At 58.2% G+C, this 16817-nt stretch carries 13 protein-coding genes and 5 pseudogenes; 10 read left to right on the top strand and 8 right to left on the bottom strand.

Annotated features, from left to right (window positions below; all coding sequences use genetic code 11):
* Positions 1-365: 365 nt before the first annotated feature.
* The 3 genes and pseudogenes from ASC90_RS29830 to ASC90_RS12200 form a co-directional block, all read right to left on the bottom strand.
* A pseudogene (locus ASC90_RS29830) lies at positions 366-527 on the bottom strand (alpha/beta hydrolase); the annotation flags it as partial.
* Between the two features lie 27 nt (positions 528-554).
* Entirely contained in the window at positions 555-1556 is a 1002-nt protein-coding gene (locus tag ASC90_RS12205; protein WP_056540366.1) for a formylglycine-generating enzyme family protein, read from the bottom strand.
* A 328-nt stretch (positions 1557-1884) separates the two neighbouring features.
* Positions 1885-2907: an HAD family hydrolase gene (locus ASC90_RS12200; RefSeq protein WP_056540364.1), complete on the bottom strand. Its 1023-nt coding sequence runs from the start codon at positions 2905-2907 to the stop codon at positions 1885-1887.
* A gap of 214 nt (positions 2908-3121) precedes the next feature.
* Here ASC90_RS12200 and ASC90_RS12195 point away from each other — a divergent pair, with 214 nt between their 5' ends.
* Both ASC90_RS12195 and ASC90_RS12190 read left to right on the top strand, forming a co-directional pair.
* Complete coding sequence (locus ASC90_RS12195; RefSeq protein WP_056540361.1) at positions 3122-3550, top strand: cysteine rich repeat-containing protein; 429 nt, start codon at positions 3122-3124, stop codon at positions 3548-3550.
* Positions 3551-3574: 24 nt separating this feature from the next.
* Positions 3575-4144, top strand: coding sequence for an OmpA family protein (locus ASC90_RS12190; RefSeq protein ID WP_056540358.1), 570 nt, complete (start codon positions 3575-3577; stop codon positions 4142-4144).
* A gap of 256 nt (positions 4145-4400) precedes the next feature.
* Here ASC90_RS12190 and ASC90_RS12185 read toward each other — a convergent pair whose 3' ends face one another.
* Together ASC90_RS12185 and ASC90_RS29080 are read right to left on the bottom strand one after the other, a co-directional pair.
* Positions 4401-5189, bottom strand: coding sequence for a hypothetical protein (locus ASC90_RS12185; RefSeq protein WP_056540355.1), 789 nt, complete (start codon positions 5187-5189; stop codon positions 4401-4403).
* Complete coding sequence (locus tag ASC90_RS29080) at positions 5186-5410, bottom strand: hypothetical protein (protein WP_056540352.1); 225 nt, start codon at positions 5408-5410, stop codon at positions 5186-5188. The genes ASC90_RS12185 and ASC90_RS29080 overlap by 4 nt, the downstream gene beginning before the upstream one ends.
* 621 nt (positions 5411-6031) lie before the next feature.
* Here ASC90_RS29080 and ASC90_RS12170 point away from each other — a divergent pair.
* The 3 genes and pseudogenes from ASC90_RS12170 to ASC90_RS28025 form a co-directional block, all read left to right on the top strand.
* Positions 6032-7951 (top strand): arylsulfatase, encoded by a 1920-nt coding sequence (locus ASC90_RS12170; protein ID WP_056540346.1) that lies wholly within the window; start codon positions 6032-6034, stop codon positions 7949-7951.
* A 67-nt stretch (positions 7952-8018) separates the two neighbouring features.
* On the top strand, positions 8019-8678 hold the full coding sequence (locus ASC90_RS12165) for a hypothetical protein (protein ID WP_056540343.1): 660 nt from the start codon (positions 8019-8021) through the stop codon (positions 8676-8678).
* A gap of 55 nt (positions 8679-8733) precedes the next feature.
* Positions 8734-9078 (top strand): annotated as a pseudogene (locus ASC90_RS28025) (DUF2721 domain-containing protein); the annotation flags it as partial.
* On the opposite strand, the gene ASC90_RS12155 reads toward ASC90_RS28025, so the two are convergent.
* Positions 9042-9998: a hypothetical protein gene (locus tag ASC90_RS12155; protein WP_244480369.1), complete on the bottom strand. Its 957-nt coding sequence runs from the start codon at positions 9996-9998 to the stop codon at positions 9042-9044. The pseudogene ASC90_RS28025 and the gene ASC90_RS12155 overlap by 37 nt on opposite strands.
* Positions 9999-10453: 455 nt before the next feature.
* Between ASC90_RS12155 and ASC90_RS12150 the strand changes: the two genes are divergently transcribed.
* From ASC90_RS12150 to ASC90_RS12140, 3 genes are all read left to right on the top strand, one after another.
* A complete protein-coding gene (locus ASC90_RS12150; protein ID WP_082519882.1) occupies positions 10454-12340 on the top strand; it encodes a HAMP domain-containing sensor histidine kinase in 1887 nt (628 codons plus the stop codon).
* Positions 12337-12981, top strand: a complete 645-nt coding sequence (locus ASC90_RS12145) for a response regulator (protein WP_056540338.1) — start codon at positions 12337-12339, stop codon at positions 12979-12981. The genes ASC90_RS12150 and ASC90_RS12145 overlap by 4 nt, the downstream gene beginning before the upstream one ends.
* Before the next feature lie 80 nt (positions 12982-13061).
* Positions 13062-13436, top strand: coding sequence for a response regulator (locus tag ASC90_RS12140; protein WP_056540336.1), 375 nt, complete (start codon positions 13062-13064; stop codon positions 13434-13436).
* Positions 13437-13485: 49 nt separating this feature from the next.
* On the opposite strand, the pseudogene ASC90_RS12135 reads toward ASC90_RS12140, so the two are convergent.
* Positions 13486-14198 (bottom strand): annotated as a pseudogene (locus tag ASC90_RS12135) (LssY C-terminal domain-containing protein).
* 115 nt (positions 14199-14313) lie between these two features.
* Here ASC90_RS12135 and ASC90_RS28020 point away from each other — a divergent pair.
* Positions 14314-15264, top strand: a pseudogene (locus tag ASC90_RS28020) (IS630 family transposase).
* A 360-nt stretch (positions 15265-15624) separates the two neighbouring features.
* On the opposite strand, the pseudogene rsgA reads toward ASC90_RS28020, so the two are convergent.
* Positions 15625-16403, bottom strand: a pseudogene (gene rsgA / locus ASC90_RS12120) (ribosome small subunit-dependent GTPase A); the annotation flags it as partial.
* Here rsgA and ASC90_RS29825 point away from each other — a divergent pair.
* Positions 16356-16784 (top strand): phospholipase D-like domain-containing protein, encoded by a 429-nt coding sequence (locus ASC90_RS29825; RefSeq protein ID WP_348270867.1) that lies wholly within the window; start codon positions 16356-16358, stop codon positions 16782-16784. The pseudogene rsgA and the gene ASC90_RS29825 overlap by 48 nt on opposite strands.
* Positions 16785-16817 lie beyond the last annotated feature (33 nt).

The following is a 16817-nucleotide window of genomic DNA, read 5'->3' as shown; positions in this document are numbered from 1 at the left end:
AGCGCCACTTGGCATAAACCCCTCCGATGGCCGGAGACTACCATGTATGCAGCAGTGCCAATATTGCCCTTAAGGGCATGCGGCTGGAAAGCTCCGGGTAAATGCCCCTCGGCGTTTTCAAGACGTTTTGCAAAGCGATCGGATTTGGCGCTAAGCCCCGTGCTTAACCGATATTGAGGCGACCTATCCTAAAGCGGGGGATGTGCGAAACCACCATGCGACTGAAAAACGATTTCCATTGGCAACACCTCGGTTTTTCCAGCCCTTCACATCCTGCCTGCATCTAGTAGGCGAGGCAAATCGCTAATGAACGCTAACAAAATACTTTAGGTTGGCCCTGTTAGTAGTCACCAAAGGGGCCGGGGATCGTAGGCGGAAAGGTCGGACTTCCCGGCGCCGACATGGTCGAAGAGGACCGTTCGAAATTCCCGCTCGAAGGCCGGGGCGACGAGCCGTCACATGTTCTGGTCGCAGCCGCAGCCGTGCGAGAAAACGATCGTTATGTTGCCGTTCCCGCGAACGGTAATGTTGTTACGCTCGAAAACGGTCGCGCCCTAATCTCTTTTGGTCATCGATCGGCAGGGCGAGCCAATCGGGACTACGATACCCCTCTTCGCACATCGAAATCCGACATGGCTGGTGGAGGTGTCCTCGGGTTCAGCATGGCGCGCGCTGGGCCGATAGCGCCGGCAATAGTTCGGTGCGCACAAATGGGAGCCACCTTTTAAAACTCGCCGTGCAATACGAATGCGCTGAGCCGGGTCGTAGCTGGTATCAACGTCACCATTGTGCGGGTTTTGCGGAAGGCAGCAGGATTTGGCGGCCGGTGTCGGATGCCGTATCGACCAATAGTCGGACGTCCACTCCCAGACGTTGCCGATCATGTCGTAGAGACCGTAGCCGTTGGGCGGAAAGGAGCGGACGGCGGACGTCCGTTCCCTGCCGGCTGGCTTCGTTGTCTGCGTCGGAAAGGTGCCCTGCCAGGTATTCGCCATGAGTACGCCATCCGGCATTAATTCACTGCCCCATGCAAACTCCACCTCGTCGAGACCGCCGCGAGCCGCCAGCTCCCATTCCGCCTCGGTCGGGAGATCTAAACCTGCCCAGGCCGCGTAGGCTTTTGCATCGCAATAGGCGACGTGCACGACCGGGTGGTCCAGTTTCCCGCGCAGATCACTGAGCCCTCCAACCGGTCGCCGCCAGGTCGCGCCGAACTTGAACGTCCACCACTGCGAGATGTCCGGTCCGCTGACACGCTTTGGCTGGTGAAAGACGAGCGATCCTGGACGGAGCATCTGTGGCAATGCATCGGGATAATCTCTCGGGTCAGGCGGTATCTCGGCGAAAGTCACATAGCCTGTGTCTCTGACGAATTCACCGAACTGACGATTTGTAACAGGGGCCTCGTCAATCCAGAAACCATCCACCTGTACTGCATGGGCCGGTGCTTCTTCGGGATAGTGATCGTTCGATCCCATGAGGAACGTGCGGCCTGGGATCCACACCATGCCCGTCGGGTCGGACGACGGCTTCGCATCGTCAAATGCCAATGTCATAGCTTCCTCAATTTTTCGTTGGTTGCGCGATCATTTTGGACCATGAGTGCTTTCCGATCGGACCACCCCAGCTTTCTGTTGCTCCTGCAGCTTTCCACGAAAGACCCAATAGACGCCTGCCGTGTACGCAAGGACTAGCGGCAGGACGACGACACCGGCGTAAAAAAGAACCGCAGAGATGCCTCGGGCGCGGGGCGTCTTTCACCGTGAGCGCGTATGGAATCAAGTGAGGGCTGCGCCGGATGCCACGCCGATCAACACCAACAAAAAAACGGCCACCAGTATTCTCCTCATAGCGTCCCTCGCTTGGCCTGCAGTTGGCCTGACTTCATTTCTCGTCAGTGAAAATCTGCTTCCAGTCGTCTTTCATGCTGATGACGGGCCAGCCATTCTTCATGGCGTCGTCGTAAAGTTTCTGCGGGAAGGCGCCAACCTTCGTATTTGGCAGACCGTTTGCCGGGCCATAGGCGTATTCCCGGACGGAGTCGTCGTGCAGGACGAGTACCGAAAGCCGGGGACCGTCGCCCGCATCGGTATATTCGAGCATCTCCTTGTCGCCGGTCGAGTTCCCGAACGCGATGATTGGGCGTCTGCCAATCATCAAATGAATTCCCTCGGGCTTACCGGCATTGTTGTCATTGAGGAGAAGCTTGGGCTCCTTGAGCAGAAACGGCTTGCCGTCCTTGCCCGTCTCGTACTTCGTTGCCCCGGCCGTTCCGACGACCTGTTCGGGAGGTATCCCGTATGTGGCGTCGGAGTAAACGCGAACGAAGTCCTGCCCGCCACCTGTGACAATGTAGGTCTTGTAGCCGTTGTCGCGCAGATAAGTGAGGACTTCCTTCATCGGCCGGTAGGTAAGTTCTGTGTACGGGCGCTTCCACCGCGGATCCCTTGCCGAAGCAATCCACTCACTGGCCTCGGCCTGGAACTGCTCGACCGTCATGCCCGAAAGCGTGGCTCCAAGTAGTTTTTCGAGATCGGCGAGCGGCAGTTTGGCGATCGCTTCACGGTTCCCGGTGAGGACAGTTTTGAAGGGCTCAACGTTCTTAAGCTTCGGTTTGGCCGCAACCAACGCCGGAACGCGCTCGAGACAATAGATCACCTGGCTGTACATCGGATGCTCGACCCACAGAGTACCGTCCTGATCAAAGGTCGCAATCCGCTTTTCAGGCGGTACGAATGTCGGCTTGGTATTGTCCGTTGTCGCCTGCACGAACTCAACGATCGTCTTCTTCGTCACAGTATCGTTCCATGAGGGGAGGGGATCGGATTGTGCCTGCGATGCGCCTCCCAGCACCCCAGCGATGAGTGCGCCGAGCATGGATATCCGCAGTCTAAGCGAGCCACGCATATCTTTGTCCTTAGTGGATGGATGTCGGGTGATACATTGGCACGTCAGGATTGAACGTTCTATTGCCCTTTGGGGAGGGTGGATGGACCTCCCCAAAGGACAATAGACAACGAGCCGAATTTTCGGCCACAGGACGGGGGCTCCTGCGTGGGACAATTCGGCGTCCCCCAAGGCCGCATGAAACGGTTTCAACAACTTCAGATCGGATCACGACATGATGCAAAAGAGGCTCATGCTAGTCGCCGCAGCCACGTTCGCCGCCTTCATGGCCCACGCCGCCGCCAGCCGGGCCGACACCATCAGCTACGCGGACGCTGTGACAGCGCTTGCCAAGGAGTGCGGCGCAGATATCAAGAAGCACTGCAAGGGCGTCAATCTCGGAGGCGGGAAGATTGAGAGCTGCCTTGAAGAAAATGCAGCCAAGGTCTCGCCGACGTGCACTTCTACGCTTTCGGGCGTGATGGCCTCCATCAGCGAGCGGCAGGAGGCGCAGATGGTCTATAGCAAGGTCTGCCAGCATGATATGTCTCAGTTCTGCAACGGCGTCGTGGGAGACGGCAACATCCTCTCTTGCCTCATCGAGACCAGCCGGGTTGATGGCAAAAAATGTGACCAGGCAATCACAGACGCCGGATGGCGCTAGAACTCATTGATAGGAGGAAAGAGAATGCTCATCGCCCGGCTTCGCCTGCTGGCAACAGCCAGCCTCCTGCTTGCCCCGATTTACGCCAGCGCACAGGAGATCGACCACAAGCAACTGATCACCACACTGGAACGGCTCGATCAGGCCGCACCCGCCGTCGATGTCGCATTGCTGACCGAGGAGGTCGCGGCGAACACCGGAAAAGGAGTTGCGAACCTTCCGAACTGGCAGAATCTGTCGCGTCTGTCCCAGCTCATTGTCGAGATTGATTTCGAGAATGATTCCGTCGCCATCGAACCACAGTCCTATCGGACGATCGGAATGATCGCCGACGCACTGCACCACCCCAATCTCTCCAGATACAAGTTCCTTGTGGTGGGACACACGAGTTCGACCGGAGATGCAACGCACAATCTCAAACTCAGTCAGGACCGCGCGAACGCCATAACCTACGCACTGTCGACGACCTTTGCGGTCCGGTCAGACCGCCTTTACCCGATCGGCGTCGGTAAGGAATGGCCTATCGATCCTGGCCACCCGGCGGCAGCCGACAATCGGAGGGTCCAACTGATCAATCTAGGACTGGTCCGGTAAAGTAGAGGTACATAGATCATATAGATCGGGCGATCGCAGAACCAGGAGGCTTCCGGAGATCGACGAAAGCCAGGCCCGAGCGTGGTGAAGAAGGAAATTGAAAGGATACGACAATGTCGACAGCTGATTATTCCGCACTTGTCGCTGGGTACCGAGAATTTTCCACGCTTCCTCCGTACCAATTCTGGCCAATTGGATTTCCGGCTTTAAGCGATGGCCGTGCGTGGTTGAAGAAGAAAAGCGCCGACGTCAAGCCCTAGAAGTGGAAGGAGACGCCTATGATCGGCCCCTGCTGGACGACGTCGTATACAAACCCGTCGTTCTCGTAGTTGACGCCCAGGGCGCGGTATCCTGCCACGGCCGAGAGAGCGTCGTTGAACTTGTAGCCGACGCCTAGGCCTACATCCCAGTCAACGTCGGCGCCGCCGCCGCCCACCAGCCCCCATCCAGTTACATAGATTTCCGGGGTGAAAAAGTAGTTTCCGCGCACGCCTACAACCGCGTCGACCCACGTGGCGCTGTCTTCCCGTTCAATACCGCCCAGAAGTCCGCCGTTGAAGGAGATGTCCGTTTCCACCGACCAGACTTTTACGCCACCGAACAGGTCAAGGTGGCCATTCTGATCTTCGAGCACTGCGTATCCTACGCCCAGAAGCCCTGCAAAGGACTTCGATGTCACGTCGACGCTGTCGGCAAGAATGCCGCGCGGCGTGTGCGCATCAGCACCCAGTTTGACGTAGATCACGTCGCCGACGATGCTGTAGCTCTCATATCTGGCTTCCGCCGTGGCCATGAAGGCGAAATCGAGGTTGTCGAGTATGTCGCCAAAATCGGCGTCGATGTCGACTTCGGGGAGCCCGAATTGCCGTACGTTTCCAGAAATTCCGGCAGCCCAAAAGTAGGGAGCTATAGTGAACTCCCAGCCGCTGCGGGTTTCGACTGTTTTTGCTTCGGGTGTAAGAGGTGTCATGTCGGCGGCTGCGCCGATCGATGCGGCAGAGACCCCAGTTAACAAGACAATCGCATGCAAGTGAATGGCCTTCATGAGAATCCCCTGATCTCGCTTGCCGTTCTAGCATTGGGAACGTGCAGCAAGAGGTCGATTCCGGCAAGCGTGAATGCTTTTGTCGTCTGGATATCAAGCAGAAATGCCGCGAGCTGTGGCCAACCGACCTCAATCCTGTCCCGTTCGCCGATTTTGAGGAAAGCGTAGGAATTGTAGTAGTAGGGACGGGCCGCCGCCGCTCCAATCGCCGCCCCAGCCACTACGCCCGCCGCAACGGGAGCGCCCCGGTACCAGGCCCCGTTGTAGATGGGCGCATGCCAGTAGGCGCCCCCTACAGAAGCGCGCCCGAGACATCGGTGACGGGGTTCCGGCTCACGCGCTGCAGCAGCAGTTCGACGGCCTCTTCGTACCTTCCCAATTGAACCAAGGCCCAATCCTGAAAGTGAAGAACGATATCCGGAAAGTACGGGTTCAGGACCCTCGCCCGATCGAAATAGGCGATTGCCCCCTCGGAAGGTGGGCCAATAAGACCCCTCGGTGGCGGCCACAAACGTATTCAGAGACCGTATGCTCTCCATCCGAAGCGTCTTGAGCTGGAAGGCCCGGCAGGTGTGTTTGCCAACCTGGGGGACATAGGACTCCCTTAAGGGCAATATATGGCGCCGCTAATACAATGTAGAAAGCTGGGTGGAAAGTGGACATCCTCTTTCTGCAGGTCGCGGGCAATATCTGGTCGCAGAGGTGAATCATATGTCGAAATGGACGGTCCCGTCTGCTGAATTGTAACTTGGACGTCGCTTCACATTTCCTCGCTGCCTTGCATCGTCTTTCAACCAACCTTGGCCATCCACGGGGAGGCCTATTGAGGGAGGCATTCGAAAATGAGACGGACCACGCAATTATTGACAGCAGCGTTCGCCGTCGCGGGCAGCCTGCTGGCGAGCACGGCGACAATGCATGCCCAGGACGCAGCCAAGAAGCCCAACATTCTCTTCATCATGGGTGACGATATCGGCTGGATGCAGCCAGGCATCTATCACAAAGGCTTGATGGTCGGGGAAACCCCGAACATCGACCGCATCGGCCAGGAAGGTGCAATGTTCACGACCTACTACGCCGAGCAGAGGGGCATCTATCACAAAGGCTTGATGGTCGGGGAAACCCCGAACATCGACCGCATCGGCCAGGAAGGTGCAATGTTCACGACCTACTACGCCGAGCAGAGCTGCACGGCGGGGCGCAACGCTTTCTTCACCGGAATGCACCCGCTGCGGACCGGCATGATCCCACCCCAATTGCCCGGAAGCCCATCATATCTCAAGCCGGGCACTCCAGCGCGCAACGCTTTCTTCACCGGAATGCACCCGCTGCGGACCGGCATGATCCCACCCCAATTGCCCGGAAGCCCATCATATCTCAAGCCGGGCACTCCAGCACTTGCATGGTTCCTGCGCGACCTCGGCTACAATACCGGTGAATTCGGAAAGAACCACCTCGGCGATCACACCGATGCCTTGCCTACCGCCCATGGTTTTCATGAGTTCTGGGGCTATCTCTATCATCTCGATGCCATGCAGGGTGTGAGCTTCCCCGATATCAACAGGACGCCGACCGAGCAGACCATTGCACCGCCGTGCCGGAACACGCCTATTCCCGGTCTCAAGGATGATCCTGCCGCCGTCGATCCGAAGACGACGCTGTGCCTGATGCCACCACGACCCGTGCTGGCGTGCAAATCCTCTGACGGTACCGCAGCCAACCAGACCTGCACGGACGAGGGGCCGCTGACGCTGGAGCGCTCGAAGACAGTGGACGAAGAAATCTCGAGCCACGTCATCGACTTCCTTGATCGCAACGATCCGGAGAAGACCAACAAGCCGTTCTTCGTCTGGTACAATCCGGCACGCATGCACATCACTACCGTACTTCCGGACAAGTACCTGAATATGGTTGGCGAGCCTGGCGGCAAGGACTGGGGTGTCAACGAAGCCGGCATGAAGCAGATGGACGACAACATCGGCTACGTGCTCAAGAAGCTCGAGGAGATGGGCGAGCTCGACAATACCATTATCGCGTTCACCACCGACAACGGTGCCGAGACGATTACCTTCCCGGACGGCGGTACGACGCCGTTCAAAGGTGGCAAGCTATCAACATGGGAAGGCGGGATGCGCGCGCCGCTCGTCGTGCGCTGGCCCGGCCATATCAAACCAGGCACGGTCAAGAACGACATCTTCGCGTCCCTCGACTGGCTGCCGACTCTGGTCGATATCGCAGGCGGCCACAAGGGAAATGAACTGAAGGCTGAAATCGAAAAGGGAGCCTATCCCGGAATTGCTAAAACCACGCTCGATGGCGTCAACCAGCGGGCTTATCTCGAAGGGGACTCCGACAAGTCGGCCCGGGATACCTTCTTCTACTATTCCGGCAAGGATCCGTCGGCTGTTCGCTACAAGAACTGGAAGATGTACTTCGCGATGGTTTCGGATGCACCCACAGGCTTCCTCGCGGGCGTCCTTCCTTTCCACTGGACGCAAGTGGTCAACATCAAGCGGGATCCCTTCGAAACGTCAATTGGTGAGCAGGTAAAGACCCTTACAGGTATGGGTGGCGCGATCTCCGCGCCCGCGACCGCCTATGTATACGACTGGAACATGCTGCCTATCGGTCAGGCGCTGTGGCTAAAGGAACTCCAGAGCTATATCGATTATCCGCCCATGCAGGACCCGGCCAGCTACAATCTCGAACAGGTCATCCAGCAGGTTCAGGCGATGAAGCAACAGCATCATCCGAGCGAATAGCTTGACCTGAGCCGGTAGCGGACGCTGCAACGGGCGTCCGCTACTTCGAACGTTCTGGGGACAAACTATGAGCGATGTCATCCAAGCAGGTCGTGACGAACCTCGTTGGCCTCCGGTGCTAGCGATACTGGCGGTGTTCGCCTTTCTGGAAATGCTTCCGCATCACGTCTATGCGCTACCACGATGGGTCTCGTACGCGGTCCTGTTTGCAACAATTGTTCCGATGATCATGGTGACGATATCGGCCGACAACGCGGTCTGGCTGCGTATCGAACGCTTCGCGACCATGCTGCTTGCCGGTGTCTACGCCGGCAACACGGTGGCGGAACTCGGAGATTTGATCGGCATCATCACGATTCACCCACCCGAGACGCGAGCAGTATCGCTGTTGACGTCGTCATTTTCGATATGGATCACCAACGTTCTCACCTTCTCGCTTCTCTATTGGCAGATCGACGCCGGTGGCCCGTCGCGTATCGCGCGCCGGATTGCAAGGAAACCCGACTGGCTCTTTCCGCAGGCCACCTCTCCAGAACTCGCCATGCCGGACTGGCGGCCCGTCTACATCGATTATCTATCGCTAGCGTTTAATACGGCGACGGCCTTCAGCCCGACCGACGTGCTACCTCTAACGGCCCGTGCGAAGGAGCTGATGATGTTGGAAAGTACCATCTCGTTGCTGACAATGGTCCTCGTGGCCGCTCGTGCGGTAAATGTCATTCCTTAGCGGTCTCGCAGAATGCGGTGCGCCCATATATGCCGAAAATACTGAGGTGTAGCGGATGGTAGTCGAGGCAGATCAGCTTTCTACGATGATCAACCACGCGGTCGCGCCGGCGTTCATGCTCAACGCCGTCGCGGCGCTGGTTGCGGTTCTGGTCAATCGGATTTCCAGCGTCACGCAACGGATCAGAAACCTCCGCGAGATCGACGAGAGCGACGTCGCTCGAGCGTGGTTGAAAAAGGAGATAGCGGAACTGAGAAAGCGGGAACTTCTCTTGAACAGTGCGTTGCATCTTGCCGTACTGGCAGGAATTGGCGTCACGTTCCTGCTCCTGTTCGGATTTGTCGTCGCCTTCATGGGATATCGTCACGAACCCGGAGCGGCTGGCCTGTTCGTCGCGGCACTTTGCTTCCTGGCGGCGTCGTTCTTCCGGTTCCTCCGGGACATCAGGCTTGCACAGAACGAACACGACGATCGGGCAAGATAGAACTCCGCAAGAGGCGTGCAGCGTCGGATCACGGGAAGAGGGTCACGGTAGGAATTGTAGTAGTAGGGACGGGCCGCCGCCGCTCCAATCGCCGCCCCAGCCACTACGCCCGCCGCAACGGGAGCGCCCCGGTACCAGGCCCCGTGGTAGATGGGAGCATGCCAGTAGGTGCCCCCTACGCGGTTGATGTTGGTGTCGCCGATATGCACGTCGTCACCGTGGAAGCCGCCGCGGAAATCACCTCCTGCGAAATCACCGCCGCGGAAGCCACCGCCGCCGAAACTGCCGCCACCGAACCCACCTCCATGGAAACCGCCACCGCCGAATCCTCCGCCGCCCCCGAAGTGGTCGATGAAGAGCGCGGCTGGCCCCGACGCGCCGCTCAGGCTTCCCTCCAGAACGGTGATATCGAAAGTCAGCGTGGTGCCATCGAGTTTGGGGGTTTTCAATGTAACGACGGCGTCACTGACATCCGACCCGTCGCCCCCGAGCACCGAGACGGTCGCGTTCGGAGGATCGATGGCGAAGTTGTCCTTCCCGTCGTCCCACTGCATGATGAACTGCTCGGTCATCACATGTCCGGCAGCTCGTACCGGGCGGTCGGCAAAGACGATCGAGTTGGCAGAGACGCCGGTCAGAATGAGCTTTCCGTTTTCGATTTTGGCACCAGCCGAATTGAGCACGGCCAATGACGGCACTGGCCCTGTCGGTGTGACTATCCCGATGGTCTTTTCGAGCGGCACATGCGGCTTCTTGGGAGCATCCTGCGCAAAGGCAGCAGTGCTGAGCGCAAAACCTCCGGCCAAGATCAATGTGACGAATTGGTCGACTTTCATGGCGGTATCCTCCCAGGTGGACGGGCATGCTGCCTGTCACTGTTGAGACTGTTGGAGTCTGGTGTCGCAAGCCTTTTGGCACGCCCCGGCATTTAGGCGCACGGTCTGGTCCCGTCGTTGGCGTATTTGAGGAGTTCACTACGCGTGGCCAGCATTTCAAAGTCCTCCGGAAGTTGTTGGCTTGCCCGACTGCGGCTCTGATTTGGTGACCGGTCGACGATGCTCGACGTGTACGCGGCATGGCTGCGCGGCATCGCAACCTGACTCACGAAAAGACTTCCATAGACCGCCGAAGGACCTCGTCTACTCGGAACGCCAACCTTACCGGATGACGGTCGTCGGCGATACTGCCCTTAAGGGAATCCGAAAGTAACGCTGCTATCGAGGATGGTATTGGCGGAGATGGTGTTGCAACGCTAAAGGTGGTAGCCTTACCGAGCTTTTGGGGAAGCCAGATGAGCTCGCGTACGTGGTCAGCTAGATTGCAACATGCGGGCCTTTTGCTTGCTACGGCCTTGTGGGTTGTTTCAGACTCTTTCGCGGCTACCACGGATGCCGCGTTTCCGATCGTCGGCCGGGTGCCGCGGGTTCTCGTTCTTTATCCCTATGATGAGAGGATCGCCGCGACGACGGCAGCCGGAGAAGCTTTGCGGAATCGTCTCCTGGAAGCGACGGATGGCAAGATTGACCTCTTCTCCGAGTTCCTGGATCTTTCCAGGTTTCCCGAAGCGGATCACGTCGCACGCATGGGCCGATATCTCGCCGAGAAATACGCCGTTCGTCGTCCCGATATAGTTATTGCGCTTGGCAAGGAGTCTGCCAGCTTCATCTCGGCCAACCGCAGCGCGATCGCGCCCGCCGCGAAGATCGTTGCCGCTGGCTTTGATAACTCCACCGCCGAGGACATGCCGGACGACGTGATCGGCGCCTTCACAACGTTCGACATCCGGAAAACGGCCGAGATGGCCCGCAGTCTTCAGCCTAACGCTCGCAATCTTTATATCATAGGCGGGTCCTCCGAGTTCGACCGGGGATGGCTGGCGACAGCCCGTTCCGCTCTCGGTGAGTTTTCCAAATCCTATGAGACCACATACCTGGAAGATCTGACGATAGAGGAATTGGTCGACCGCGCGGCCCATGTGCCCTCCGACAGCATTATCCTGGCCTTGACCGTTTTCAAGGACAAGGCAGGGCGCAACTTCATACCGCGCGAGGCAATCAGGCAGATCGCAGCGACAGCCAGTGCTCCTATTTACGGTCCTTACCAGACCTACATCGACTATGGAGTTGTCGGCGGCAATACCGTCACCTTCGATACCTTGGGTCGCACCGTCGGAAACCTCGTCATCGATGCGATCGCCGCAAAGCCGGTGCCAGACATCGACGCGCCGCAGAGCTACATCGTCGATGCCCGGCAACTTCGGCGCTGGGGACTGGCGGAACAAAACCTCCCGCCCCATACCATACAGATGTACAAGGAGAAGTCGTTCTGGGAGGAGCATTGGCTGGCATCGACAGTGGCACTTGGCGTCGTCTTGGTGCAGGCCGGTGTTATAGCAATCCTGTTGTTTGAGCGGCGGCGCCGCCGCCAGGCGGAAGGCCGGTCCCGCCTTCATCTGCTCGAAGCTGTCCACCTCAACCAATCGGCAACGGCTGGCGCCATGTCTGCCTCGATCGCCCATGAACTGAACCAGCCCCTATCCGCGATTCGCAACAATGCCGAAGCCGCTTCAGAACTGCTCCGTGCCGAAAACCCAGATCTGATATTGGTCCAGCAGATCCTTCACGACATACAGGAAGACGATCAGCGTGCGGGCGACATCATTGGCAGGATCAGAGGGTTGCTCAAGAAGAGAAGCGAGATCGAATGGCAGGAATTCGATCTCAACGACGTCACGTCGAACGCCATGCGCATCATTCATGGCGAGGCCGAGCGCCGAGGCGTTATCTTGAAGGCGACTGAGCCGACCGCCGAGCTGCCAGTCCGCGCCGACAAGGTTCACGTCCAACAGGTTGTCCTCAATCTGGCAACCAACGCGATGGACGCCATGGCGGACGCGGGTTCTGGCAGGGGGACACTGACATTTGAAACAGAGTTGGCCAACGACAATGCCGCGCTTTTTGTCGCCGATACGGGCAACGGCATTCCAATCGAGCGACTGTCCAGAATCTTCGAGCCGTTCTATACGACCAAGAAAGCCGGGACCGGGTTGGGCCTTGCCATAGCCCGCACCATCGTAGAAACCTATGGTGGCACGATCTCTGCTTACAATCGTCCTGAAGGCGGCGCGATCTTTCGTGTACTCCTGCCTCTTGCCCGAAGGCAGGAGCGACACTTATGATGCCGGTCATCCATATCGTCGATGACGACAGATCCTATCGAACAGCGACCGCGAGGCTGCTCACCGCATACGGTCTCAAGGTCGACGTATACGAATCCGGAGATGCGTTTCTCGCCTGCCTTCCGAATTGCGAACCGGGTTGCGTTCTTCTCGACCTGCAGATGCCCGGCCAGTCTGGCCTGGAAATACAACAGAAACTCGGCAAACTGGCGCCACTTTGGCCGGTCGTGTTCCTCACCGGCGAGGGAGACATAAAGGCCGGCGTCGACGCGATGAAAGCGGGCGCGGCGGACTTTCTGGAAAAGAGTACTTCGTCAGCGGTCCTGATAGAGACCATCGAGCGGGCTTTGGTTCAACATGAAAGGCAGCGGGCCGATCACGAGCGCCTTCAGGAGCAGAGGAGATTGGTGTCGAGCCTGAGCGTGCGCGAGGCGGATGTTTTTGCATTGGTCATTCGTGGGCTTCTCAATAAACAGATTGCATACGCTCTCGGCATATCCGAGCGCACGGTGAAGGTACACCGCCATCGCGTCATGGAAAAACTCGGGGTGCGCTCGGTTGCCGAAGTGGTGTCGCTCGCGGCAAGTGTCGGCCCTCTCGAACGACCTAGCGAGCCCAATGTCCCGCCGCCGTCCCCTTAGGGCAATATCAATCAAACGCCAACACGCCTAATATGAACGCAACCGCGTGTCTCTCATAGGGTCACAAGTGGGGGCTCAAGATGGGAAGGCTCCGCCACACAGTCGCCGTTGTTGACGATGACGCCAGCCTTCGTCGAAGCGTTGGGCGGCTTTTGAATGCCTACGGGTTAGCGGCGGTCGAGTATGAATCTGCCGAAGCCTTTCTTGCTCAAGGCACAAACATCGACATAGCCTGCCTTGTGCTCGATATCGACTTGGACGGCGGCATATCCGGCCTAGATTTGCAGCGAAGGCTGAAACAAGCTGGTTCGAACTTGCCGGTCATCTTTATCACGGCGCTCGAAGACCAGCGCCTGCAAGCAGAGGCCGAGCGGGCAGGGTGCATCGCTTACTTGCGGAAGCCTTTTCCCGGATCGGAACTTATCTCCGCAATCAAAGACGCACTGGGATTGTGAGGCCAACTGAGAGGATCACGGGCGATGTGCCCGAATACGATCGCGAGCACTAATCGGCTTCATTTCGCCGAAGCACGCCAATGAGAGCCTTTCCGTCGGTGTAATAGGGATCTCCGCCTCCGTTGCGGCCACTCCTAGTCGCCCCTATGCCATCGATCTCATAGCTCGACATGAGTTCGCCTGCCTTGAGAAGATCACCGAAACCAGATCTCGCTCGGCGTCGATGTCCGGCCCGATATGATGCGTGATTTGCCCGGTATCGTGACTGAGGCCGACGCCACGATCGAAGCTTGCCGAACCAAGCCAAAGTGGTCGGTTGTCGTCCCCGGTTTGCTTCGTCAGCCAGAAACGAACATGGTTGCGCTCGTCGGCGCTTCTGCCCACAGGCTTCTCGAAAGCGAGATCCTGTTTTCTCCCCTCGAAAAACAGCGGACTGACCGGTGCGTCGAGATCGGGTCGGTCAAGCACGACACTCAATCCGATATCGATCGATGTCCGCAAGGTGATTTTATCGGCGGGATCCCATCCAGCCGCTGCAAAGGCGCGGACCACCTCCTGCTTCGAACCAACGAAACCTACGTTTATGGGATCGCCCGGAATGTCCTGAGCTGTGGTCGTGACCATGTTGTCGACCTTTGCAACCCGTTCGGCATCGTGGAAAATCCAGATCTCCGGAATGACCAGATAAGCAAGCAGCAGATAAGCGCATAGCAGGACAATCACTGCGCCTAACGCTGCGCGGGTTTTCGTGCGATGACGCATTGGAATCCCCCGGTTCCAAGTCTAGAGCGTTTCCGCATATTTCTGAATCGGCTAGGATTCCCAAATCGGTTCTGTTGTGATTCACTGATGCTGGCTGGAAGGAGGCCCGCATCAGATGACCGCGCCTTTATCGACTGATCTTCGCGAGCGTGTTGTTGCAGCTGTGCAGAGCGGGGACAGCGTTCGCGCTGTAGCTGCGCGTTTCGAGGTCGCTGTCTCATCCGTTGTGAAATGGTCGCAGCGCCATCGGGCGACCGGCTCGGTTCGTCCGGGCAAGATGGGTGGCCACCGCAAACGCATTCTGGAACCGCACCGCAGCTTTCTGGCCGAGCGGCTCAATCAGAACCCGCATCTGACGCTGCATGGGCTGAAGGCTGAACTGGCATCGCGAGGTATTGCCGTCTCTCATAATACGATTTGGGAGTTCATCCGCAGCGAAGGTCTGCGTTTCAAAAAGAAACGCTGTTGGCCCTTGAACAGGCTCGCGCCGACGTCGCCCGCAGGCGAGAGCGGTGGAAGAGCCTGCAACAGCATCTCGATCCTGAACGTCTCGTCTTCATCGACGAAACCTGGATCAAGACCAACATGACGCCGATCAGAGGCTGGGGACCAAAGGGAAAGCGTCTGCGGGCATTTGCGCCGCACGGCCACTGGCGCACCCTGACATTCCTCGGTGCCTTGAGAAGCGACCGGCTGACAGCGCCCTGTGTCTTCGACGGTCCGATCAACGGCGTATGCTTTCGCGCCTACGTCGAACAGCAATTGGTTCCCACCCTCAAGCCCCGGCGACATTGTCATCATGGACAATCTCGGCAGCCACAAGTCGACCGCTATCCGTCACGCCATCAAGGCAGCCGGTGCCCGGCTTTGGTTTCTGCCGCCTTACTCGCCGGACCTCAATCCGATCGAGCAGGCCTTCTCGAAGATCAAACATTGGATGCGCAACGCCCAACGCCGAACCATCGACGATACCTGGCGGCATATCGGCAGCTTGGTCCAAACGATCCAGTCCGACGAATGCGCCAACTATCTCATCAATGCAGGATATGCTTCCGTCAAAACATGAAGCGCTCTAAGGGCAACGATACGACGAAAAGAACAAGGAAAATATCGAGAAAGCACGGAAATTGCGAGGCTTGGCTAGAATTCTTCCTGGCTGGTGTGGCGAAACCGCTAATCAGGCTTTTGAACCCGCCACTCAGATCGCTGACCTTTTCAAAGCGGACCGGGAGCAGATGACGACCAAGAGCGACAGCAGGTTCAACTCTCCTCAATTGCAGCGAATTACAAATGTTGGTGCTATCCCGCTCGTATCCACTTATTCGTCGTCGCGTCCAGGACGAAGGCGGCGGTAAGAGTTCCGGCAATTCGGCAGGCGTCGCATTTTGCCTTGCGCCCGGGAGCACGGTATCGAACTGATAAGCCTTCAGTATTTCTTCTTGCGGGCGATCTTGTTGCCACGTGGTCCGCTGACCACCGGAGTCCGCTCGCGGTTTTCGGCAAGCAGGCTCCGCCAGCGATCCAGGCGATCGGCGGCCAGCGCACCGCTTGCAAGAGCTGCCTGAACGGCGCAGCCCGGTTCATGGGCATGGGTGCAATCACGAAATCGGCAATTCGGTGCCAACTCGGTTATTTCAGCAAAAAGAGTATCAATACCGTCGGAAACATCACTGACGTAGAGCGTTCTTATTCCCGGCGTATCAATAACCCAGCCGCCGCCTGGAATGGCATGCAGCGATCGTGCCGTCGTGGTGTGCCTGCCCTGTGCGTCGTATTCGCGGGTGGTCCCGGTTTTCTGCTTGGTGTCGGACCCGGTCCCCGTCATGGTATTGACCAGTGTTGATTTTCCGACGCCGGAGGATCCCACCAGCGCCACCGTCTGGCCAACGCCGCACCAGGGCCTTTTAACAGCGAAACGGCGTCGGCGGAGCGGGCATCCAAGACAACCACGGGCAGGTCGAGTTGCAAAGCTTTGGCCTGCTCCTCGAATATGCCAGCATCGTCGGCCGTATCAGCCTTCGTCAGTATGATCACCGGATTACACCCAGCTTGGTTGGCCATGATCAGGTAGCGTTCCAATCGAGCAAGATTGAAATCGGCATTGCATGAGGTCGCGATCAACAGTGTGTCGACGTTGGCGGCAACGAGTTGCTGGCCATGTCCGCCTTCCGTGCGCCGTTGAAACACGGTTTTTCGGTCGAGACGGCTGACAAAGCCTTCTGGCGTGACTGGTCGCTCCGCTCGGGCCGGTCGCGGGCAGCATTGCACACCAAGGCCATGGTCTTCGACCGCAAGGCCGTGTTCATCGGCAGCTTCAACCTCGACCCCCGATCTGCCGTGATCAATACGGAAGCCGGCCTCTATATCGAGAGCCCGGAGCTTGCCGCGAGGCTGACGGCCTACATGGCAACCGGCGTCGCGCCCGCCAACAGCTACCGCGTCTTCCTTGATCCGAATGGCAGAATCATCTGGGAGACTGTGCGGGACGGCGAGATCCTGAGCTACCGGGACGAGCCCGAAACGGGGTTCCGCCGGCGGTTCGTCGCCGACCTCGTGAAACTCCTGCCGATCGACTCGCAGGTCTGACACCGATCGCCGCTTTGAGCCCCAAGCTGCCGC

This window comes from Rhizobium sp. Root1220 (assembly GCF_001426265.1).
Lineage (GTDB): Bacteria > Pseudomonadota > Alphaproteobacteria > Rhizobiales > Rhizobiaceae > Rhizobium.
Note: the sequence above shows the minus strand (reverse complement) of the source record. Positions and strands in the feature narration are given on the sequence as shown.